General features: G+C 47.5%; 23 protein-coding genes. All 23 read right to left on the bottom strand.

From position 1 onward, the window contains the following. Nucleotides 1-37: 37 nt before the first annotated feature. On the bottom strand, nucleotides 38-577 hold the full coding sequence (gene rplE / locus ACTTK7_RS11410) for a 50S ribosomal protein L5 (RefSeq protein WP_022794480.1): 540 nt from the start codon (nucleotides 575-577) through the stop codon (nucleotides 38-40). A gap of 31 nt (nucleotides 578-608) precedes the next feature. Beyond that, nucleotides 609-932 carry a 50S ribosomal protein L24 gene (gene rplX / locus ACTTK7_RS11415; RefSeq protein WP_079475115.1) on the bottom strand — a complete coding sequence of 108 codons (324 nt, stop codon included), beginning with the start codon at nucleotides 930-932 and terminating at the stop codon, nucleotides 609-611. A 47-nt stretch (nucleotides 933-979) separates the two neighbouring features. Then, nucleotides 980-1,348, bottom strand: coding sequence for a 50S ribosomal protein L14 (gene rplN / locus ACTTK7_RS11420; protein WP_079475114.1), 369 nt, complete (start codon nucleotides 1,346-1,348; stop codon nucleotides 980-982). A gap of 32 nt (nucleotides 1,349-1,380) precedes the next feature. Next, entirely contained in the window at nucleotides 1,381-1,647 is a 267-nt protein-coding gene (rpsQ, locus tag ACTTK7_RS11425; RefSeq protein WP_462868226.1) for a 30S ribosomal protein S17, read from the bottom strand. A gap of 23 nt (nucleotides 1,648-1,670) precedes the next feature. Beyond that, nucleotides 1,671-1,874 (bottom strand): 50S ribosomal protein L29, encoded by a 204-nt coding sequence (gene rpmC, locus ACTTK7_RS11430; RefSeq protein ID WP_091616711.1) that lies wholly within the window; start codon nucleotides 1,872-1,874, stop codon nucleotides 1,671-1,673. Then, nucleotides 1,864-2,298 (bottom strand): 50S ribosomal protein L16, encoded by a 435-nt coding sequence (gene rplP, locus ACTTK7_RS11435; protein ID WP_022794475.1) that lies wholly within the window; start codon nucleotides 2,296-2,298, stop codon nucleotides 1,864-1,866. The genes rpmC and rplP overlap by 11 nt, the downstream gene beginning before the upstream one ends. A 1-nt stretch (nucleotide 2,299) precedes the next feature. Continuing rightward, nucleotides 2,300-2,959 (bottom strand): 30S ribosomal protein S3, encoded by a 660-nt coding sequence (gene rpsC / locus ACTTK7_RS11440; protein ID WP_462868227.1) that lies wholly within the window; start codon nucleotides 2,957-2,959, stop codon nucleotides 2,300-2,302. A 3-nt stretch (nucleotides 2,960-2,962) separates the two neighbouring features. Beyond that, nucleotides 2,963-3,304 carry a 50S ribosomal protein L22 gene (rplV, locus tag ACTTK7_RS11445; protein WP_022794473.1) on the bottom strand — a complete coding sequence of 114 codons (342 nt, stop codon included), beginning with the start codon at nucleotides 3,302-3,304 and terminating at the stop codon, nucleotides 2,963-2,965. Between the two features lie 23 nt (nucleotides 3,305-3,327). Continuing rightward, entirely contained in the window at nucleotides 3,328-3,606 is a 279-nt protein-coding gene (gene rpsS / locus ACTTK7_RS11450) for a 30S ribosomal protein S19 (RefSeq protein WP_022794472.1), read from the bottom strand. A 60-nt stretch (nucleotides 3,607-3,666) separates the two neighbouring features. Further along, nucleotides 3,667-4,509: a 50S ribosomal protein L2 gene (rplB, locus tag ACTTK7_RS11455; RefSeq protein WP_462868228.1), complete on the bottom strand. Its 843-nt coding sequence runs from the start codon at nucleotides 4,507-4,509 to the stop codon at nucleotides 3,667-3,669. A gap of 32 nt (nucleotides 4,510-4,541) precedes the next feature. Further along, nucleotides 4,542-4,829 carry a 50S ribosomal protein L23 gene (gene rplW, locus ACTTK7_RS11460; RefSeq protein ID WP_022794470.1) on the bottom strand — a complete coding sequence of 96 codons (288 nt, stop codon included), beginning with the start codon at nucleotides 4,827-4,829 and terminating at the stop codon, nucleotides 4,542-4,544. After that, nucleotides 4,829-5,452: a 50S ribosomal protein L4 gene (rplD, locus tag ACTTK7_RS11465; protein WP_091616714.1), complete on the bottom strand. Its 624-nt coding sequence runs from the start codon at nucleotides 5,450-5,452 to the stop codon at nucleotides 4,829-4,831. The genes rplW and rplD overlap by 1 nt, the downstream gene beginning before the upstream one ends. Before the next feature lie 18 nt (nucleotides 5,453-5,470). Then, the gene (gene rplC / locus ACTTK7_RS11470; RefSeq protein WP_022794468.1) at nucleotides 5,471-6,112 is read right to left on the bottom strand and encodes a 50S ribosomal protein L3; all 642 of its coding nucleotides are present in this window, start codon (nucleotides 6,110-6,112) and stop codon (nucleotides 5,471-5,473) included. 43 nt (nucleotides 6,113-6,155) lie between these two features. After that, nucleotides 6,156-6,467 (bottom strand): 30S ribosomal protein S10, encoded by a 312-nt coding sequence (gene rpsJ, locus ACTTK7_RS11475; RefSeq protein WP_027847395.1) that lies wholly within the window; start codon nucleotides 6,465-6,467, stop codon nucleotides 6,156-6,158. A gap of 320 nt (nucleotides 6,468-6,787) precedes the next feature. Continuing rightward, complete coding sequence (tuf, locus tag ACTTK7_RS11480) at nucleotides 6,788-7,978, bottom strand: elongation factor Tu (RefSeq protein WP_022794466.1); 1,191 nt, start codon at nucleotides 7,976-7,978, stop codon at nucleotides 6,788-6,790. Between the two features lie 130 nt (nucleotides 7,979-8,108). Beyond that, nucleotides 8,109-10,187, bottom strand: a complete 2,079-nt coding sequence (gene fusA / locus ACTTK7_RS11485; protein WP_462868229.1) for an elongation factor G — start codon at nucleotides 10,185-10,187, stop codon at nucleotides 8,109-8,111. Between the two features lie 51 nt (nucleotides 10,188-10,238). Then, a complete protein-coding gene (gene rpsG, locus ACTTK7_RS11490) occupies nucleotides 10,239-10,709 on the bottom strand; it encodes a 30S ribosomal protein S7 (protein WP_022794464.1) in 471 nt (156 codons plus the stop codon). Nucleotides 10,710-10,748: 39 nt separating this feature from the next. Beyond that, the gene (gene rpsL, locus ACTTK7_RS11495) at nucleotides 10,749-11,168 is read right to left on the bottom strand and encodes a 30S ribosomal protein S12 (RefSeq protein WP_462868230.1); all 420 of its coding nucleotides are present in this window, start codon (nucleotides 11,166-11,168) and stop codon (nucleotides 10,749-10,751) included. Between the two features lie 117 nt (nucleotides 11,169-11,285). Next, complete coding sequence (locus ACTTK7_RS11500) at nucleotides 11,286-11,537, bottom strand: 50S ribosomal protein L7ae-like protein (RefSeq protein WP_022794462.1); 252 nt, start codon at nucleotides 11,535-11,537, stop codon at nucleotides 11,286-11,288. A 77-nt stretch (nucleotides 11,538-11,614) separates the two neighbouring features. After that, the gene (gene rpoC / locus ACTTK7_RS11505; RefSeq protein ID WP_462868231.1) at nucleotides 11,615-15,232 is read right to left on the bottom strand and encodes a DNA-directed RNA polymerase subunit beta'; all 3,618 of its coding nucleotides are present in this window, start codon (nucleotides 15,230-15,232) and stop codon (nucleotides 11,615-11,617) included. A gap of 122 nt (nucleotides 15,233-15,354) precedes the next feature. After that, on the bottom strand, nucleotides 15,355-18,894 hold the full coding sequence (gene rpoB / locus ACTTK7_RS11510) for a DNA-directed RNA polymerase subunit beta (RefSeq protein ID WP_462868232.1): 3,540 nt from the start codon (nucleotides 18,892-18,894) through the stop codon (nucleotides 15,355-15,357). 573 nt (nucleotides 18,895-19,467) lie between these two features. Continuing rightward, on the bottom strand, nucleotides 19,468-20,064 hold the full coding sequence (locus tag ACTTK7_RS11515; protein ID WP_462868233.1) for a class I SAM-dependent methyltransferase: 597 nt from the start codon (nucleotides 20,062-20,064) through the stop codon (nucleotides 19,468-19,470). Between the two features lie 104 nt (nucleotides 20,065-20,168). Then, nucleotides 20,169-20,531, bottom strand: a complete 363-nt coding sequence (gene rplL, locus ACTTK7_RS11520) for a 50S ribosomal protein L7/L12 (protein WP_462868234.1) — start codon at nucleotides 20,529-20,531, stop codon at nucleotides 20,169-20,171. Nucleotides 20,532-20,572: the final 41 nt, after the last annotated feature.

Genomic DNA, 20,572 nt, shown 5'->3' on the forward strand with positions numbered 1-20,572 from the left:
TCGTGCGCCGGCGCCTGCCGGCGTTTACGCGAATAATTTATTTTTGAAACGGCATGCCCATTTGATCGAGCAGCTCGTAAGATTCTTCATCTGTCGAAGCAGTAGTAACGATAACAATGTCCATTCCGCGAACTTTTTCTACCTGATCGTAGGAAATTTCCGGGAAGATCAATTGTTCACGCACACCGAGTGTGTAGTTGCCACGGCCGTCAAATGCTTTGTTTGACACCCCGCGGAAGTCACGGACACGTGGAAGCGTGACGTGAATTAATTTCTCCAGGAAGTCATACATACGTGCTCCGCGCAAAGTTACCTTTGCACCGATTGGCATACCTTCACGAAGTTTAAATCCTGCAATAGAACGTTTTGCTTTTGTAATCAAAGGCTTCTGCCCGCTGATTGCTTCCAGCTCTTCTACTGCTTTATCCAATGAGCGAGGGTTTTGTACTGCTTCCCCGACACCCATGTTAATAACAATTTTATCAACCTTCGGTACTCCCATTACGGAAGAGTAGTCGAATTTCTCGTGCAGACTCGGTACGATTGATGTTTGATACTTTTCTTTTAAAGCGTTCATTCGTGTGACCTCCTCTCGTCCTTTGTCTTACTTAGTTCAGGGCTTCACCTGATTTTTTGGCGACACGTACTTTTTTGCCGTTTTCCACTTTGTGACCAACACGTGTTGGTTCGCCGGATTTCGGATCAAGCGGCATAACGTTTGATACGTGAATGGCAGCTTCTTGGTTTAAGATACCGCCTTGTGGGTTTTCCTGAGAAGGCTTCGCATGTTTTTTCACGATGTTAACACCTTCGACGATTACACGTTCCTGTGCAGGCATTGCTTTAAGGATAACGCCTTCTTTGCCTTTATCCTTGCCGCTGATTACTTTTACTTTTTCACCCTGTTTAACATGAAGCTTATTTTGGGCCATTTTCGCACCTCCTTAACGGGACATCACGACTTCGCATGATATTTGTATTACAGAACTTCCGGTGCAAGGGAGATAATTTTCATATACTGCTCATCACGAAGCTCTCTTGCTACTGGGCCAAAGATACGTGTTCCACGTGGTCCTTTGTCCGTACGTACGATTACAGCTGCGTTTTCGTCAAAGCGAATGTAAGAACCGTCTGGACGGCGCACGCCGCTGCGGGAACGTACAATAACTGCCTGAACGATCTCGCCTTTTTTGACAACGCCCCCTGGTGTTGCTTGTTTGACAGAGCATGTAATCATATCACCGATATTAGCCGTTTTACGGCCGGAACCGCCTAAAACTTTTATGCACTGTACTTCGCGGGCACCAGAGTTATCCGCTACTCTTAAGCGTGATTCTTGTTGGATCATAGGTCACGGTACCTCCTTTCTTTAAAAACGATTTAAAGAATAACTGATTCTTCTATTACTTTTACGAGACGAAAACGCTTGTCTTTCGAAAGCGGGCGGGTTTCCATGATCTGGACGATGTCGCCAACTTTTGCAGTGTTTTCTTCATCGTGGGCTTTAAACTTTTTGGAGTCTCTGACACGTTTGCCGTACAACGGGTCTTTTTTATAAGTTTCAACAACAACAGCAATCGTTTTATCCATTTTATCGGATGTCACGCGGCCGTTATAAACCTTACGGTTGTTACGTTCTTCAGCCATAGTGGTTTAACCTCCTTTTCCTTTTAGCCTTTGTTCATCCCGAGTTCACGTTCACGCAACACGGTTTTGGCACGTGCAATATCTTTTCTTACAGTACGGATGCGGGCGGGATTTTCCAACTGACCAGTCGCTAATTGAAAACGAAGGTTAAAAAGTTCTTCTTTCAGGCTTTTTGTTTGGTCTTCGATTTCTACTGTGGTTAAATCTCTCAATTCATTAGCTCTCATTTGCCTCACCACCCACTTCTTCGCGTTTCACAAATTTCGTTTTAATCGGTAACTTGTGAGCTGCAAGTCTCAAAGCCTCACGGGCAATTTCTTCGTTAACCCCGGCAATTTCAAACATGATTTTTCCTGGTTTTACAACGGCTACCCAGCCTTCAGGAGAACCTTTACCGGAACCCATGCGGACTTCTAGGGGCTTCGCTGTATATGGCTTGTCCGGGAAGATTTTGATCCAGACTTTACCGCCACGTTTCATATAACGAGTCATAGCGATACGTGCAGATTCGATCTGGCGGTTCGTGATCCAGGAAGCTTCCACTGCCTGCAGTCCGTACTCGCCAAAGGTGATTTCTTTGCCGCCTTTTGCACGGCCTCTCATTTTGCCACGGTGTTCGCGACGATACTTTACGCGTTTTGGCAATAACATATTAGTTGCCTCCTTCCTCTTTGTTCGTTCCTTTCGTTGGAAGGACTTCTCCGCGATAAATCCAGATTTTTACACCCAGTTTACCGTACGTTGTATCTGCTTCTGCAGTTCCGTAATCAATATCTGCACGCAACGTATGGAGAGGTACTGTTCCTTCACTGTATCTTTCAGAGCGGGCGATGTCTGCGCCGCCTAAGCGTCCGTTTACTTCTGTCCGGATACCTTTTGCTCCTGCGCGCATCGTACGCTGAATAGACTGTTTCATTGCACGACGGAAAGAAATACGATTTTCAAGCTGGCGGGCAATGTTTGCCGCTACGAGACGGGCATCCATGTCTGCCTGCTTTATTTCTGCAATGTTAATGTGCACCCGTTTGTTAGTCAAATTGTTCAAGTCTTTACGGAGTGCTTCCACTTCCGAACCACCGCGGCCGATAACCATTCCTGGTTTCGCAGTATGGATCGTAATATTTACACGGTTTGCCGCACGTTCGATTTCCACAGTAGAAATAGAAGCGTCAACGAGCTTCGTTTCGATGTGACGGCGCACTCTGTAGTCTTCATGAAGCAAAGTCGCGTATTCTTTTTCCGAATACCATTTCGATTCCCAATCACGGATGACTCCAACACGAAGTCCGATAGGATTAACTTTTTGTCCCACGCGTTATCCCTCCTTTTTTTCTTCGACGATTACAGTAATGTGACTCGTACGTTTGTTAATGCGGCTTGCGCGCCCCATTGCCCGTGGACGGAAACGCTTGAGTGTTACTCCCTCGTCTACGAATGCTTGGCTGATGTAAAGATTTTCTGGTTCCATCTCATAGTTGTGCTCTGCGTTGGCGATAGCAGAGTTGATAACTTTTTCAACAATCGGAGACGCCGATTTTGGCGTGTTCTTAAGGATGGCAATAGCTTCTCCGACGGATCTTCCCCGGACTAGGTCTATCACAAGACGAGCCTTGCGGGGGGCGATACGGATCTGCTTTGCTACTGCTTTTGCTTCCATGTTTCTTTACCTCCCCTCAGGTCTTATCTTTTCGTTTTTCTATCGTCATTTTTATGGCCTTTAAACGTTCTTGTTGGTGCGAATTCACCAAGCTTATGGCCTACCATATCTTCAGATACATAAACAGGTACGTGCTTGCGTCCGTCGTACACTGCAATCGTGTGGCCGACGAATTCCGGGAATACTGTGGAACGGCGTGACCAGGTGCGAATAACTTCTTTATTGTTCGAATCGTTTAATCTCTCGATTTTATTCATCAAGTGCAAGTCGACGAAAGGTCCTTTTTTTAAACTACGACCCATGAGAGAACCTCCTTTCGCGATTAACCTGCGATTCCGGAGAACCGCAGCTTCATCTTTTTATTATTTTTTCTTATTACGGCGACGGCCCCGTACGATATATTTATTGGAATCTTTATTGCGTTTTCTTGTTTTGTAGCCAACTGCAGGCTGACCCCAAGGGGATACAGGTGCAACGCGTCCGATTGGCGCACGGCCTTCACCACCACCGTGTGGGTGATCGCTAGGGTTCATTGCGGAACCACGAACGTGTGGACGTTTGTTTAACCAACGGGAACGTCCGGCTTTACCGATGTTCACCAGTTCATGCTCTACGTTTCCAACCTGACCGACAGTTGCACGGCAGGAAGCTAGGATTAGACGGGTTTCACCGGAACGAAGACGCACGAGTACGTACTTACCTTCTTTACCGAGAACCTGGGCTTCTGCGCCAGCGGAACGAACGAGCTGTCCGCCGCGGCCCGGCTTCAATTCGATGTTATGAATAACAGTACCTACCGGAATATCACGAAGGTCCAATGCGTTACCAAGTTTGATATCTGCACTCGAACCAGCCATGATTTCCTGGCCAATCTTCAACCCTTTTGGAGCAAGGATGTACCGTTTTTCGCCATCAACGTAGTTGATAAGCGCGATATTTGCTGAACGGTTTGGGTCATACTCGATCTCAGCAACTTTACCTGGTACGTCGTTTTTATTACGTTTAAAGTCAATAACACGGTATTGACGTTTATGCCCGCCGCCCTGGTGACGACTGGTCATACGACCCTGGTTATTACGACCGCCTTTTTTGTGAAGCGGTTCAAGCAGCGAACGCTCTGGTGTTTCTGAAGTGACTTCGCTGTGCTTGTTTACCGACATGTGACGGCGGCCGTTTGTGGTCGGTTTATACTTTTGGATAGCCATGCTCATTACCCTCCTTCGTATCTATTTGTTAATTAAGCACCTTCGAAGAATTCAATATCTTCGCTATCTGCTGTAAGCGTCACGATCGCTTTTTTACGGTTGGGTTTATACCCTTCATGACGGCCAAAACGACGGAATTTACCTTTTTTGTTCATTGTATTTACTTTCTCTACCTGAACATCAAAGATTTCTTCAACCGCGTTTTTGATTTGGAATTTATTAGCTTTCACGTCTACTTCAAACGTGTATTTCTTTTCGTCCATCAAGTCAGCGGAGCGTTCTGTAATAACGGGTTTTTTAATTAGGTCACGTGCTTCCATTATGCGAACACCTCCTCTACTTTCTTCACGGCGTCCTGTGTCATAACCAATTTGTCATGTTTCACAACGTCCAGGACGTTTACACTGCCTGCCGTGAGGAATGTTACGTTAGGAAGATTGCGTGCAGACAGACCGACGGTTTCATCGTCGTTGCCGGTAACAATCAATACCTTCGTATCAATGGAAAGAGAAGAAAGTACTTTAACCATCTCTTTCGTTTTTGGAGCATCAAACTTCAGCTCATCAAGCACGACAAGATCATTTTCCTGTGCTTTGCTTGCAAGTGCTGATTTGATAGCCAGACGGCGAACTTTTTTCGGAAGCTTGTAGCCGTAAGACCTTGGCGTTGGACCGAACACGATACCACCTTTCACCCATTGCGGGGAACGGATGGAACCTTGACGGGCCCGGCCTGTGCCTTTTTGGCGCCATGGCTTGCGTCCGCCACCGCGGCGTTCGGAACGGTTTTTCACTTTATGCGTTCCTTGTCGTAACGATGCTTGCTGCATGATTACTGCGTCATACAGAACGTGCTCATTTGGTTCAATACCGAAGACAGTGTCTGCTAATTCGATATCTCCTACGCGGGAACCGGTTTGGTTTAGTAAATCTACTGTTGGCATCTTGCGCCCTCCTTTCTATTATGCTTTTTCAGTGTTTGCTTTCACAGCGTTCTGTACTGTTACGTAGCTGCGTTTCGCACCAGGAACATTGCCTTTAACTAAAAGCACGTTGCGCTCGGTATCTACTTTAACAATCTCCAGGTTTTGTACTGTAACCGTGTTGTTACCCATACGTCCTGGGAGCTTTTTGCCTTTCAATACGTGGTTAGGGTCGATAACACCCATCGCACCAGGGGCACGGTGGAAACGGGAGCCGTGCGTCATTGGTCCGCGGGATTGGTTATGGCGCTTGATGGCACCCTGGAACCCTTTCCCTTTGGATTTTCCAGTGACGTCTACGATATCTCCTTCTGCAAATGTTGCTACACTGACCTCTTGACCAACCTCGTAATCCTCTGGGTTTGTCCCGCGGATTTCTCTAACGAAGCGCTTGGGGGTCGTATTTGCTTTCTCAGCATGTCCTTTTTCCGGTTTGATTACGCGTGCTTCTTTTTTGTCGTGGAAACCTAGCTGAATAGCTTCGTATCCATCGGACTCAGTAGTTTTCTTTTGAAGCACAACGTTTGGCTCTGCTTCAATGACCGTAACTGGAAGCAGTTCGCCGTTTTCTTTAAACAGTTGCGTCATGCCGAGTTTTTTACCCAAGATTCCTTTGGCCATGAGTCACACCTCCTAATAAATTTTGATTTTCATATATTTGTTATTATAATTTGATTTCGATGTCTACACCCGATGGTAGATCTAAACGCATAAGCGAATCTACCGTTTGCGGCGTTGGCGTTAAAATGTCGATTAAACGTTTATGTGTACGCATTTCAAATTGCTCACGAGCATCTTTAAATTTGTGCGTAGCACGAAGAATTGTATAAACAGATTTCTCTGTTGGCAATGGAATCGGTCCAGAAACACCTGCACCAGAACGTTTTGCCGTGTCTACAATCTTTTCAGCGGATTGATCCAACACTCTGTGATCATACGCTTTTAAACGAATACGAATTTTTTCATTAGCTGCCATTAAAAGCCCTCCTTCTCGTCCGATTTTACAGACATACTCCGCGAAAATTTCCTCACACCTGGTCATGGCAATGGACCCGGGTGTGTCAGCAACCTTCCGCATCATCGCCTGACCGTGGGTGGATATAGAAGTATTTCTATGTCTCCCATGGTCACACTTCATCTATTATAGTGATCGTTCGCCTTTTACGCAAGGGTTTTTTCAAAAAAATCTCGATATACCTCCCCCTTTTTCTCTTTTATCTTTAAGAGCCCTAATTAATATGGAAGAAATAAAAAACCTCTAATGCTTTTCAGCATTAGAGGAGAATAATCGGGTGATTATTTTTGGATAGTGGAAACAACGCCGGCGCCAACTGTACGGCCGCCTTCACGAATAGAGAACTTAGTTCCTTCTTCGATAGCGATCGGGTTGATGAGCTCAACTGTCATTTCTACGTTATCGCCAGGCATTACCATCTCAACGCCTTCAGGCAGCTGGATGATACCAGTTACGTCCGTAGTACGGAAGTAGAACTGTGGGCGGTAGTTAGAGAAGAATGGAGTATGACGTCCACCTTCGTCTTTGGAAAGTACATAAACTTCTGCTTTAAAGTTAGTGTGTGGAGTAATCGAACCTGGCTTTGCAAGAACCTGGCCACGTTTGATGTCATCACGGGACACACCACGCAGAAGCGCGCCAATGTTGTCGCCAGCTTCTGCATAGTCAAGAAGCTTACGGAACATTTCCACACCAGTAACTGTGGATTTGCGGGAGTCTTCATCGATACCGATGATTTCAATTTCGTCCCCAACGTTAAGAACGCCACGTTCAACACGGCCAGTTGCAACTGTACCACGGCCTGTGATAGAGAATACGTCCTCTACAGGCATCATGAATGGCTTGTCTTTGTCACGGTCTGGAGTTGGAATGTAGTTGTCTACAGCTTCCATCAGTTCAAGAATTTTGTTTTCGTACTCTTCGTCGCCTTCGAGGGCTTTCAGAGCAGAACCGCTGATGATTGGTACATCGTCACCAGGGAAGTCGTATTCGGATAAGAGGTCACGAACTTCCATTTCTACGAGTTCGAGAAGCTCTTCGTCGTCTACCATGTCAACTTTGTTCAAGAAAACAACGATGGATGGTACACCAACCTGACGGGAAAGCAGGATGTGCTCACGAGTCTGAGGCATTGGGCCGTCAGCTGCGGACACCACGAGAATCGCTCCGTCCATTTGAGCTGCACCAGTGATCATGTTTTTAACATAGTCAGCGTGACCTGGGCAGTCAACGTGTGCATAGTGACGGGAATCAGTTTCGTACTCTACGTGTGCAGTAGAGATCGTGATTCCACGCTCACGCTCTTCAGGTGCACCGTCGATTGCGTCATAAGCCATAGCCGTTCCGCGGGAATATTTTTTGTGAAGTACCGTTGTGATCGCAGCGGTCAAAGTTGTTTTACCATGGTCAACGTGACCGATAGTACCAATGTTCGCATGCGTTTTCGAACGGTCGAATTTTTCTTTTGCCATTATAATTGTCCTCCCTTTATTTCAGGTAATTAATGTTATATAGCAGCCAGGCGGGCGCTGCTATCAGTAAACGCCCTACCTTAGCTTACAATAAATCGGTCATGCATACAATCATCAGGCTGCCGGATTTTTACTGTCCTGTTGCCTGCTTGATAACATCTTCAGAAACACTTTTTGGCACTTCTTCGTAATGATCGAAGAACATGGAATACGTTCCGCGGCCCTGCGTATTGGAACGAAGAGTCGTAGCGTACCCAAACATCTCAGCAAGCGGTACAAATGACCGGATAACCTGAGAGTTGCCCCGTGCTTCCATACCGTCTACACGGCCACGGCGGGATGTTACATCACCCATGACGTCGCCCATGTATTCTTCTGGAACCACGATGTCTACTTTCATTAACGGTTCAAGCAGTACCGGCTTACATTTTTGCTTTGCTTCACGCAGAGCCATGGAAGCCGCAACTTTAAATGCCATCTCGTTAGAGTCGACATCGTGATAGGAACCGTCAAAAAGAGTAGCTTTTACGTCGATGACCGGATAACCGGCGAGCATACCGCTTTGAAGGGACTCTTCAATACCGGACTGCACGGAAGGTACATACTCACGAGGTACCACACCGCCGACGATTTTGTTTACAAATTCAAAGCCGGCGCCTTCTTCGTTTGGCTCAAATTTAACCCAAACGTGTCCGTACTGACCGCGTCCACCGGACTGACGTACGAATTTACCTTCGCAGTTAGCCTCCTGGCGGATTGTTTCACGATAGGATACCTGAGGGGCACCTACAGTTGCTTCTACTTTGAATTCCCGTTTCAAACGGTCAACGATAATATCAAGGTGAAGCTCACCCATACCTTTGATGATCGTTTGTCCGGTTTCTTCGTCTGTTTCTGTCTGGAAGGTCGGATCCTCTTCTGCAAGCTTTCCGAGAGCGATACTCATTTTGTCATGGTCCGCTTTCGACTTCGGCTCTACAGAAAGGGAGATAACCGGTTCAGGGAAGTCCATTGATTCAAGCACGATGTTGTCTTTTTCTGCCACAAGTGTGTCACCGGTGCTCGTATCTTTCAAACCGACGCCCGCTGCAATATCACCGGCATATACCGTTGAAATTTCTTCACGGGAGTTTGCGTGCATTTGAAGAATACGGCCGACGCGCTCACGTTTGTCTTTCGTGGAGTTTTTGACGTACGACCCGGAACTGAGTGTGCCAGAATACACACGGAAGAAGGTCAGCTTACCGACATAAGGGTCTGTGGCCACTTTAAAGGCCAGTGCAGAGAACTTCCCGTTGTCGTCTGCCGGGCGCTCTTCCTCTTCTTCCGAATCCGGATATTTACCTTTAATAGCAGGAACATCCAATGGAGATGGAAGATAGTCGAGAACAGCGTCGATCATAAGCTGAACGCCTTTGTTTTTAAAGGCAGAACCACAAAGTACTGGATAAAACTCAACGTTCAGCGTTCCTTTACGGATTGCCAGTTTGAGTTCTTCATTTGTGATTTCTTCTTCTTCAAGATATTTCATCATAAGATCTTCATCGAGTTCTGATACAGCTTCCACCAGCTTCTGGCGGTATTCCTGCGCCTGTGCCTGATACTCTTCCGGAATTTCACGTGCTTCTGCACGGGTTCCGAGATCATCAAGGTAGTAGTAAGCCTGCATTTCGATAAGATCAATAATTCCTTGAAAGTCATCTTCAGCACCGATTGGAAGCTGAATTGCCTGAGCATTCGCGCCGAGACGCTCTGTCAGTGTGCTTAAGGAATAAACAAAATCCGCGCCTACCTTGTCCATTTTGTTAACAAAAACAATACGTGGAACATGGTAGGTAGTTGCCTGGCGCCATACAGTTTCTGTCTGCGGCTCCACGCCGGACTGAGCATCCAATACAGCCACAGCTCCGTCAAGCACACGCAGGGAACGCTCTACCTCTACGGTAAAGTCTACGTGGCCGGGAGTGTCGATGATATTGATACGGTGGTTTTTCCATTGGGCTGTCGTCGCAGCGGAGGTGATAGTAATACCACGCTCTTGTTCCTGCGACATCCAGTCCATTTGAGAAGCACCTTCATGGGTTTCACCAATTTTATGGATACGACCCGTGTAATAAAGGATACGCTCTGTTGCTGTCGTTTTACCAGCATCAATGTGAGCCATGATCCCAATATTACGGGTTTTTTCCAAGGAGAATTCACGTGCCATGGACTTTCTTTCTCCTTCCATTCATCAAAGTAGTATTTTCCGCGGTAGTGCTTACCAGCGGTAGTGAGCAAACGCTTTGTTTGCTTCAGCCATACGATGAGTATCTTCACGACGCTTAACAGCAGATCCTGTATTGTTGGAAGCATCAAGAATTTCATTTGCAAGACGCTCTTCCATGGTTTTTTCTCCACGAAGACGAGCGTAGCTTACGATCCAACGAAGCGCCAGAGTCGTACGACGGTCTGGTTTAACTTCAATTGGAACCTGATAGTTAGCTCCCCCTACACGGCGGGCTTTTACTTCCAATACAGGCATAACGTTTTTCATAGCCTGATCAAAAACTTCCATCGGCTCCTGACCGGAACGCTCCTGCACGAGGTTAAATGCTCTGTATAGGATATTTTGCGCTTTTCCTTTTTTACCATCATTCATTACACGGTTGATCATGCGTGTAACAAGCTTGGAGTTATAAATAGGATCAGGCAGAACATCACGGCGTGGTGCTGGTCCTTTACGAGACATAAATCCTCCTCCTTTCTTTATATTATGAACGAGCTGTTATTATTTCTTTTTCTTTCCGCGCTTGGTTCCGTATTTGGAACGGCTTTGCATACGGTTTTGTACACCGGCAGTATCAAGAGCGCCACGAACAACGTGATAACGCACACCAGGAAGGTCCTTAACACGGCCTCCACGGATCAATACTACGCTGTGCTCCTGGAGATTGTGTCCAATACCAGGGATGTATGCTGTAACCTCGATTTGGTTAGTCAGGCGCACACGTGCGTACTTACGAAGAGCCGAGTTTGGTTTCTTCGGGGTAAGTGTGCCTACACGAGTACATACACCACGTTTTTGCGGAGCATTTTGATCTGTTGGGATTTTACGCAAGCTATTGTAACCTCGGTTCAATGCCGGAGAGTCAGTCTTTTTAGTCTTCATCTGACGGCCTTTACGAACCAGCTGATTAATAGTTGGCATAGTTGTTTTCCTCCTTTCCGACTAAGTTATTTCAAGACCACCGTTCCAGGTGGTTCATTGATAAGCAAAATGAAAGTTTTTGCCGATGAGATCCGAAATCCCACCAGCAAAAACTCGTTATTGCTTTTTTAAAGCGATCGTAGCCGCTCCTACATCAATTCCGCAAGCTTTCCCAAGTTTTTTCATCGAATCGACAAACTGGATGGAAACACTGCTTTCATTTGCTGCTTTAAGAATGCGCTGCTGAATTTCTGCAGCGGCATCTTCTGCCACAATGATTTCGGAAGCTGTGCCATGTTCAATCGCTTTAAGCGTTTGTTTAGTTCCAATTAAAACTTCGTCAGCCTGTGTTACTTTTTCATAAGACATCATTCATCCTCCAAAGCACAGGAGCTTAACGCACCTTAGATAGCATATCACCGCGTTTTTGCGATGTCAACACTATTTCATTCCGACGAATATACTTCTTCGCCCGATTCCTGCATTTCCTGAACGGCTTCTTCCGGGAGAACCTGTTCGAGGCTGCGGTAACGCTGCATGCCTGTACCGGCCGGAACCAGTTTCCCGATAATAACGTTTTCTTTCAGACCTAAAAGCTCGTCGCGCTTGCCGCGAATCGCTGCGTCCGTAAGAATTCTTGTCGTTTCCTGGAACGAAGCGGCCGAAAGGAAGGAGTCCGTCTCAAGCGATGCTTTCGTAATACCAAGAATGACCGGCTGGCCGACGGCTGGCTGATGGTGTTTTTGAAGTGCTTCACGGTTTGCTTTTTCAAACGCATGCACTTCCACCAGACTGCCAGGCAGAGCATCTGTATTACCGGAATCGGTAATCCGGATTTTACGGAACATTTGACGTACCATTACTTCAATGTGCTTGTCGCCAATTTCAACGCCCTGCATGCTGTATACCTTCTGAACTTCTTTCAGAAGATACTGCTGTACCTGGTCGAGTCCGGTTACCTTCAACAGTTCTTTCGGATCAATCGAACCTTCAGTAAGAGCCTGGCCAACTTCCACCTGATCTCCTATGCCTATGCGGAGGCGGGCACCATAAGGAGTTGTATAGGAGCGACTTTCAAGCGCGCCCTGCACCGTAATTTCTTTTTTGTCCGTCAGATCCTTCACATCGACAATTTCGCCGGAGAGTTCGGAAATGACAGCCTGACCTTTCGGATTACGGGCTTCAACAAGCTCCTGGATACGAGGAAGACCCTGGGTAATGTCATCCCCGGCTACGCCGCCTGTGTGGAACGTACGCATTGTAAGCTGCGTGCCCGGTTCACCGATAGACTGGGCAGCGATAATTCCTACTGCTTCGCCCACTTCAACGTCGGCTCCTGTAGCAAGGTTACGGCCGTAGCATTTTTTGCAGACACCGTGATGCGTATCGCACGTAAAGACAGAGCGAATAACGACTTTTTCGACGCCGGCTTCTTCAATAATACGGGCCGAATCTTCATTCAGAAGCTCGCCTTTTTGAGCCAGTACTTCGTTCGTTTCAGGATGACGCACTGTTTCAAAGGCTACACGGCCGATTAGGCGGTCCTGAAGTTTTTCAATGATTTCGTTACCTTCACGAAGCGTCGCTACCGAGAGTCCGCGGTCGGTGCCGCAGTCATCCTCACGGATGATAACGTCCTGGGCCACGTCCACAAGACGACGGGTCAGATAACCCGAGTCGGCAGTTTTAAGCGCTGTGTCGGCAAGACCTTTACGCGCACCGTGCGTGGAAATAAAGTATTCAAGCACAGTAAGACCTTCACGGAAACTCGATTTAATCGGAAGCTCGATGATTCGTCCCGATGGATTGGCCATCAGTCCGCGCATACCTGCAAGCTGGGTAAAGTTTGATGCGTTACCACGGGCACCGGAGTCACTCATCATAAAGATAGGGTTCCGTATATCAAGCGTGCCCATAAGCTTTTCCTGAATGACGTCTTTGGCACTGCCCCAGATGCTGATGATTTTATCGTAGCGTTCTTCTTCAGTGATTAGACCACGACGGAATTGTTTCATTACCTTCGAAACCTGGTCTTCAGAATCCGAGAGCACATCCTGCTTGTCCGGAAGCACGACAATATCGGAAATACCAACCGTAATTCCTGCTTTTGTGGAGTAATGGAAGCCAAGATCCTTCATACGGTCAAGCATCTTCGATGTTTCGATGATCTGGAAGTTTTTAAACACCGCTGCGATGATGTCACCCAGGAAGCCTTTTTTAAACGGCTGGATGAGTTCGCGGTTTTTAAATTCTTCTTTTACATCTGTCGTACTAGGAACTACATATTTTTCTGGGAGCTCCTGTTCAAGGTTTAATGCTGTCGGCTCGTTCACGTAAGGGAACGACGTCGGCAGTATTTCATTAAAAATGAGCTTTCCTGGCGTTGTTAAAACGAGCTTGCTCATTTCTTCTTCACTGAAGTTTGTTTTATTTAACGCACGCACCGGCAGAGCAATACGGGTGTGCAGGTGCACATAGCCGTTTTGGTAAGCAGTGAGCACTTCTTTTATATCGTTAAAAGTAGAACCTTCACCCATCGCGTTTTCACGTTCAAGGGTCAGATAATAGTTTCCAAGCACCATGTCCTGGGACGGTGTAACAACCGGTTTACCATCCTTAGGGTTCAGAATGTTCTGCGCTGCAAGCATGAGCACGCGTGCTTCTGCCTGTGCTTCTGCTGATAGCGGAACGTGTACGGCCATCTGGTCCCCGTCAAAGTCAGCGTTATACGCTGTACATACGAGCGGGTGAAGCTTGATGGCGCGCCCTTCGACCAGCGTCGGTTCGAACGCCTGGATACCAAGGCGGTGAAGCGTCGGGGCACGGTTCAGAAGAACCGGGTGTTCACGGATAACGTCTTCAAGCACGTCCCACACTTCCGGATGCACGCGTTCTACCTTCCGTTTTGCACTCTTAATATTGTGTGCCAGGCTCCGGTTCACGAGTTCTTTCATTACAAACGGCTTGAACAGCTCAAGAGCCATTTCTTTAGGCAGTCCGCACTGATACATTTTCAGGCTCGGCCCGACCACGATAACAGAACGGCCGGAATAGTCGACACGTTTACCGAGAAGGTTCTGACGGAAACGTCCCTGCTTCCCTTTAAGCATATGAGAAAGAGATTTTAGCGGACGGTTGCCGGGACCAGTAACTGGACGGCCGCGGCGCCCGTTGTCGATCAAGGCGTCGACAGCCTCCTGAAGCATCCGTTTTTCGTTCTGTACGATGATGCTCGGTGCTCCCAGGTCAAGAAGGCGTTTCAAACGGTTGTTCCGGTTGATAACGCGGCGGTACAGATCGTTCAGATCAGATGTGGCAAACCGGCCGCCGTCAAGCTGAACCATCGGACGGATCTCCGGTGGAACAACCGGAAGCACATCGAGAATCATCCATGCCGGATGGTTACCGGAGTGACGGAAAGCTTCAAGCACTTCCAGACGCTTGATTGCACGGGTACGGCGCTGGCCCTGCGCTGTTTCGAGTTCACCTTTTAAGCCGTGCACTTCTTTTTCAAGATCAATATCCTGAAGAAGCTTACGGATGGCTTCTGCGCCCATTTGAGCAGAGAAGGTTTTGCCGTACTTATCGTAATACGCACGGTACTCTCTTTCGGAAAGCAGCTGCTTGTATTCAAGCGGTGTCTCTCCCGGGTCTGTAACTGTATAGGAAGCAAAATAAATAACTTCTTCGAGTGAACGCGGGGACATATCAAGGACAAGTCCCATACGGCTCGGAATACCTTTAAAATACCAAATGTGAGATACCGGAGCTGCGAGTTCAATGTGGCCCATACGTTCCCGGCGCACCTTCGAACGGGTAACTTCTACTCCGCATCTGTCACAGACTACGCCTTTGTAGCGAATACGCTTGTATTTACCACAGTGGCATTCCCAGTCCTTGGTCGGACCAAAAATACGCTCGCAGAACAGCCCGTCTTTTTCCGGTTTTAACGTCCGGTAATTGATCGTTTCTGGCTTTTTCACTTCGCCGTGGGTCCAGGAACGAATTTTTTCCGGAGAGGCAAGTCCAATTTTCATATATTCAAAGTTATTGACGTCTATCAAGAGGTCGACCTCCCTTTCAATCTTTAAAGGTGGCATGGCTGAAAGAGGGACAAGAGGTGCCTACAAAAAGCCGAAAAGCTTTTAATTAGACACCCCGTGTTCTCCGTTTTACCGATGAGACCTTATGCGTTTTCCGTGGACTCGATTCTAAGATTCAAGTTATCTCCGGGTTGTTCATCTTCGTCATCGAGCTCTTTCATTTCGATTTCCTCTTCATTGCTCGAAAGCATTTTTACGTCCATGCCAAGGCTTTGAAGCTCTTTAATCAGAACCTTAAACGACTCGGGAACACCAGGCTCCGGCACGTTTTCCCCTTTAACAATCGCTTCGTACGTCTTCACACGGCCGACAACATCATCGGATTTAACCGTGAGAATTTCCTGCAGTGTATAAGCTGCGCCGTACGCTTCAAGGGCCCATACTTCCATTTCCCCGAAGCGCTGGCCGCCGAACTGCGCTTTACCACCGAGCGGCTGCTGGGTAACGAGGGAGTAGGGTCCGGTGGAACGGGCGTGAAGCTTGTCGTCCACCATGTGGGCAAGCTTGATCATATACATAACCCCGACCGAAATACGGTTGTCAAAGGTTTCCCCTGTACGTCCGTCATACAAAACGGTCTTTCCGTCCCGGGCGAGGCCGGCTTCCTGAATGGTTTCCCAAACGTCTTCTTCACGGGCGCCGTCAAATACCGGTGTTGCCATATGAAGGTTCAGGGAGCGGGCCGCCATGCCCAGGTGCATTTCAAGCACCTGTCCGATGTTCATACGCGAAGGCACCCCGAGAGGGTTCAGCATGAGATCAATCGGTGTTCCGTCCGGCAGGTAAGGCATATCTTCTTCTGGAAGAATACGCGAAATAACACCTTTGTTTCCGTGACGGCCGGCCATTTTATCCCCTTCGTGAATCTTACGCTTCTGCACGAGGTATACCCGGACAAGCTGATTCACTCCTGGTGGAAGTTCATCTCCGTCTTCACGGTTAAAGATTTTTACGTCGAGTACAATGCCGTCTGCCCCGTGAGGCACACGAAGCGAAGTATCCCGTACTTCACGGGCTTTTTCCCCAAAGATCGCGTGAAGCAGGCGTTCCTCTGCAGAAAGCTCTGTCATGCCTTTCGGCGTTACTTTTCCAACAAGAATGTCGCCGTCCTTCACTTCCGCACCGACGCGGATAATACCGCGGTCATCCAGGTCCTTCAGCGCCTCTTCGCCGACGTTTGGAATATCGCGAGTGATTTCCTCCGGACCGAGCTTCGTATCGCGGGCTTCTGACTCATATTCATCGACGTGAATGGAAGTATAGACATCGTCTTTTACGACCCGTTCGCTTAGAATAACGGCGTCCTCATAGTTATAGCCGTCCCAGGTCATAAAGGCGGTCAACACGTTACGGCCCAATGCCATTTCCCCGTTGTCCATCGATGGACCGTCTGCAAGTACTTCGCCTTTTTCAATACGGTCTCCGTCTTTAACGATCGGACGCTGGTTGTAGCTTGTTCCCTGGTTGGAACGAACGTATTTCATCATCCGGTATTTATCGATATCCGTTTCTACTTCTTTTCCGTCTACATCTTCAATGCGGCGGATCCAGATTTCACGTGCGGAGGCGCGCTCAACTACGCCTTTATGACGGGCAATGATAGCAGCACCTGAATCTTTTGCTGAAACGTATTCCATGCCGGTACCTACAAGAGGTGCTTCCGGCTCAAGAAGCGGCACTGCCTGGCGCTGCATGTTTGCTCCCATCAATGCCCGGTTGGAGTCATCGTTTTCAAGGAACGGAATACAAGCTGTTGCAGCAGAAACTGCCTGCTTTGGCGATACGTCCATGTAGTCGATTTTTTCTTTCGGAACGATCGTGTTATCTCCGCGGAAACGGGCAATAACTTCGTCATCGGCAAACGTGCCGTCTTCAGCAAGGGAAGCGTTCGCCTGAGCGACTACGTAGTTATCTTCTTCATCGGCAGTAAGGTAGTCACACTGCTCGGTAACCACTCCCGTATCCGGATCTACACGGCGGTAAGCTGTTTCGATAAAGCCGAATTTATTTACCTTGGCATAGCTGGATAAGGAGTTGATCAGACCGATGTTCGGGCCTTCCGGCGTTTCAATCGGACACATGCGCCCGTAGTGGGAATAGTGAACGTCACGGACTTCAAAGCCGGCACGCTCACGGGTCAGACCACCTGGTCCAAGCGCTGACAGACGGCGTTTGTGCGTCAGTTCAGCCAGAGGATTGGTCTGGTCCATAAACTGCGAAAGCTGCGAGCTTCCGAAAAACTCTTTAATAGAAGCAATTACCGGGCGGATATTGATAAGCGCCTGCGGTGTGATGGAGCTTGGATCCTGAATGGACATACGTTCACGCACGACACGCTCCATACGGGAAAGCCCAATACGAAATTGGTTCTGGAGCAGCTCTCCGACGGAACGAAGACGACGGTTGCCCAAGTGGTCGATGTCATCTGTCCGGCCGACGCCGTGAAGAAGATTGAAGAAATAGTTAACCGAAGCAATCATGTCTTCAGGAGTAATATTCTTCGTATCATGATCAATATTTCCGTTACTGATTACGTTAATTTCACGGTCTTCGCCCTGACCGTCATCTGCATAAATCTTAATAGACTGTACATCCAAATCTGCATCTTCCACTACTCCGCCGGAAACGGTGTAGCGTTTAAATCCAAGATTGTTTTCCAGATACGGCATCAGGCGGTCCAGTGTCCGGCGGTCGAGCATCGTGCCCGCCTCGACAATAACCTCTCCCGTTTCTGGGTCAGCAAGCGTTTCGGCTAAGCGCTGGTTGAATAAACGATTCTGGATGTGAAGCTTCTTATTCATTTTATAACGCCCGACATTTGCGAGATCGTACCGCTTTGGATCAAAGAAGCGCGTGTTTAATAAACTTTTCGCGCTATCCACTGTTGGCGGCTCCCCAGGGCGGAGACGTTCATAAATTTCGAGAAGGGCTTTTTCGCTGCCTTCTGTATTATCTTTTTCGAGTGTGTTCCGCAGGTACTGGTCTTCACCCAGAAGATCGATAATCTCCTGATCGGACCCAAACCCAAGTGCGCGAAGGAGCACTGTAACCGGAATTTTCCGGGTGCGGTCAATACGAACGTGAACGACATCTTTTGCATCTGTTTCAAGCTCGAGCCACGCGCCGCGGTTCGGAATAACGGTTGCGGTATGGCCGCGCTTACCGTTCTTGTCTACTTTATTATTAAAATATACGCTTGGTGAACGTACGAGCTGGGAGACGATAACACGCTCAGCCCCGTTTATCACAAAAGTACCTGTGTCGGTCATAAGCGGGAAATCACCCATAAATACTTCCTGCTCTTTTACTTCGCCGGTCTCTTTGTTCATCAGGCGAACCTTGACCCGGAGCGGTGCAGAATACGTAGCATCGCGTTCTTTTGATTCGTCAATCGGATATTTAGGCTCTCCTAAATTATAATCGATGAATTCAAGCACCAAGTTTCCGGTAAAATCTTCAATCGGCGATATGTCCTGAAACATTTCGCGAATACCTTCATCTAGAAACCATTGATAAGAAGCCGTCTGAATCTCAATGAGGTTTGGAAGGTCCAACACTTCATTGATTCGGGCATAGCTTCTCCGCTGGCGGTGACGTCCAAATTGAATAAGTTGACTTGACAACAGATTCACCCCTCAAATCTCGCATGATATCCGCCTGTTTTAAAAACAAGCGTTTTTCCAAGGCAATTATCGGTAATATAGCTAAATAATGATAAATGCAGAGACGCGTCGTCATATAGACGGACGGCTCTTTCTATTCTGATTAAAAGCGCCCGTGAATCAGAACACAAAGAACAGCCCGCACACACGCCGCCGTTAAAAAGTTTCACAAACCGAATAGCCAGTTTGAGAACACTGATGGCTTCTCCCTGACTTATGTTGATTATTTTAAATGGAATTGTGTTTCCTAATACTTATTACGATCGATTCTCCCATTTCTCATTCGAGTGTGTTAGAATAAGAAGGAATCAAAAGCACAAGCGTTCTCGTTTTAGTGGATAAGCTTGCTGCAACCGTAATTCAGCCCAGCCGTGAAATGGCAAATAGAAAAGAAATGGATGATACATCTTACGGTATCACCTGATTTAATAAGTAGAATGTTACATGTAGTTTGATGCGCACGGATACTTATACGCATTAAATTATAATACCATATCAAAACAGCACCGTCAACTTATGATGGTGCTGTTTTATTTACTTACGCGCACGAAAAATATAATAGCCTTTATTCTTTTTCACATTTTTTACTACCGGGAACAGCTCATTAAGCTTTTCCTTCGCTGAAGGGGCCCCCTGCTTTTTTTGAATGACAATCCAGCATTCACCGCCCGGCTTCAGCGCTTCGTAAGCCTCTTCAAACAGCCGGTGCACTACTTTCTTTCCAGCCCTGATAGGCGGGTTTGTCAAAACTGCCGCCGCTTCACTCTTATAGGCACTAAATAAATCACTCTCCGCCGCTTCCGCATTCCCGGCCTGGTGCCGCTGGATGTTTTTCCCGGCCAGCTCTACGGCACGTTGATTGATATCAAAAAGCAGAATGTTCCGGGAAGTTTCCTTAGCGAGGGTAACTCCTACTACACCGTAGCCACAGCCAATATCTACAATATCTCCGTCTATGTCCGGCCACTCAAAGGCTTCAAGCAGTGTCGCTGTACCAAAATCCACCGTTTGCTTCGAGAACACCCCGCTGTCTGTAATAAACGACCAGTCTCTGCCTCTAAGCTCTGCATAAATGACTTTTTCATTGCTCGCCGCGTTTGGATTTGTATGAAAATATTGTTCCCCGCTCATAGTATCGCTCCGTTCTGATTATTGGAATATTATCATAGCAGGGACAGCCAGTTTATTGCAACAAAAAACTCACCCGCACAGGTGCGGATGAGTTTATACAAATATTACTTCAATTCGATGGAAGCGCCTGCTTCTTCGAGTTGACCTTTCATTTCTTCAGCGTCTTCTTTAGATACGCCTTCTTTCAACGTGTCAGGAGCTCCGTCTACCAATGCTTTAGCTTCTTTCAAGCCAAGGCCGGTGATTTCGCGGACAACCTTGATGACGTTGATTTTAGAAGAACCAGCGCTTTCGAGTACTACGTCGAATTCTGTTTGCTCTTCCTCAACGGCTTCACCGCCGCCACCGCCAGCTGCTACTGGTGCAGCTGCTGTTACGCCGAATTCTTCTTCAATTGCTTTTACTAGGTCGTTCAATTCCAGAACGGACATTTCCTTAATTGCATCAATCATTTCTTGATTACTCATGGATAATCCTCCTCTTAATATTAATATTTAAGCCGAGCTAA

The sequence above is a fragment of the Marinococcus tarijensis genome (assembly GCF_054971385.1).

What these genes read in the sequence shown, in the direction of transcription:
- rplE (WP_022794480.1), bottom strand. Translation starts at nt 577, where the DNA reads ATGAACGCTTTAAAAGAAAAGTATCAAACATCAATCGTACCGAGTCTG.
- rplX (WP_079475115.1), bottom strand. Translation starts at nt 932, where the DNA reads ATGGCCCAAAATAAGCTTCATGTTAAACAGGGTGAAAAAGTAAAAGTA.
- rplN (WP_079475114.1), bottom strand. Translation starts at nt 1,348, where the DNA reads ATGATCCAACAAGAATCACGCTTAAGAGTAGCGGATAACTCTGGTGCC.
- rpsQ (WP_462868226.1), bottom strand. Translation starts at nt 1,647, where the DNA reads ATGGCTGAAGAACGTAACAACCGTAAGGTTTATAACGGCCGCGTGACA.
- rpmC (WP_091616711.1), bottom strand. Translation starts at nt 1,874, where the DNA reads ATGAGAGCTAATGAATTGAGAGATTTAACCACAGTAGAAATCGAAGAC.
- rplP (WP_022794475.1), bottom strand. Translation starts at nt 2,298, where the DNA reads ATGTTATTGCCAAAACGCGTAAAGTATCGTCGCGAACACCGTGGCAAA.
- rplV (WP_022794473.1), bottom strand. Translation starts at nt 3,304, where the DNA reads ATGGAAGCAAAAGCAGTAGCAAAGCAGATCCGTATCGCCCCCCGCAAG.
- rpsS (WP_022794472.1), bottom strand. Translation starts at nt 3,606, where the DNA reads ATGGGTCGTAGTTTAAAAAAAGGACCTTTCGTCGACTTGCACTTGATG.
- rplB (WP_462868228.1), bottom strand. Translation starts at nt 4,509, where the DNA reads ATGGCTATCCAAAAGTATAAACCGACCACAAACGGCCGCCGTCACATG.
- rplW (WP_022794470.1), bottom strand. Translation starts at nt 4,829, where the DNA reads ATGGAAGCACGTGACCTAATTAAAAAACCCGTTATTACAGAACGCTCC.
- rplD (WP_091616714.1), bottom strand. Translation starts at nt 5,452, where the DNA reads ATGCCAACAGTAGATTTACTAAACCAAACCGGTTCCCGCGTAGGAGAT.
- rplC (WP_022794468.1), bottom strand. Translation starts at nt 6,112, where the DNA reads ATGGCCAAAGGAATCTTGGGTAAAAAACTCGGCATGACGCAACTGTTT.
- rpsJ (WP_027847395.1), bottom strand. Translation starts at nt 6,467, where the DNA reads ATGGCAGCTAATGAAAAAATTCGTATTCGTTTAAAAGCGTATGATCAC.
- tuf (WP_022794466.1), bottom strand. Translation starts at nt 7,978, where the DNA reads ATGGCAAAAGAAAAATTCGACCGTTCGAAAACGCATGCGAACATTGGT.
- fusA (WP_462868229.1), bottom strand. Translation starts at nt 10,187, where the DNA reads ATGGCACGTGAATTCTCCTTGGAAAAAACCCGTAATATTGGGATCATG.
- rpsG (WP_022794464.1), bottom strand. Translation starts at nt 10,709, where the DNA reads ATGTCTCGTAAAGGACCAGCACCACGCCGTGATGTTCTGCCTGATCCT.
- rpsL (WP_462868230.1), bottom strand. Translation starts at nt 11,168, where the DNA reads ATGCCAACTATTAATCAGCTGGTTCGTAAAGGCCGTCAGATGAAGACT.
- ACTTK7_RS11500 (WP_022794462.1), bottom strand. Translation starts at nt 11,537, where the DNA reads ATGTCTTATGAAAAAGTAACACAGGCTGACGAAGTTTTAATTGGAACT.
- ACTTK7_RS11515 (WP_462868233.1), bottom strand. Translation starts at nt 20,064, where the DNA reads ATGAGCGGGGAACAATATTTTCATACAAATCCAAACGCGGCGAGCAAT.
- rplL (WP_462868234.1), bottom strand. Translation starts at nt 20,531, where the DNA reads ATGAGTAATCAAGAAATGATTGATGCAATTAAGGAAATGTCCGTTCTG.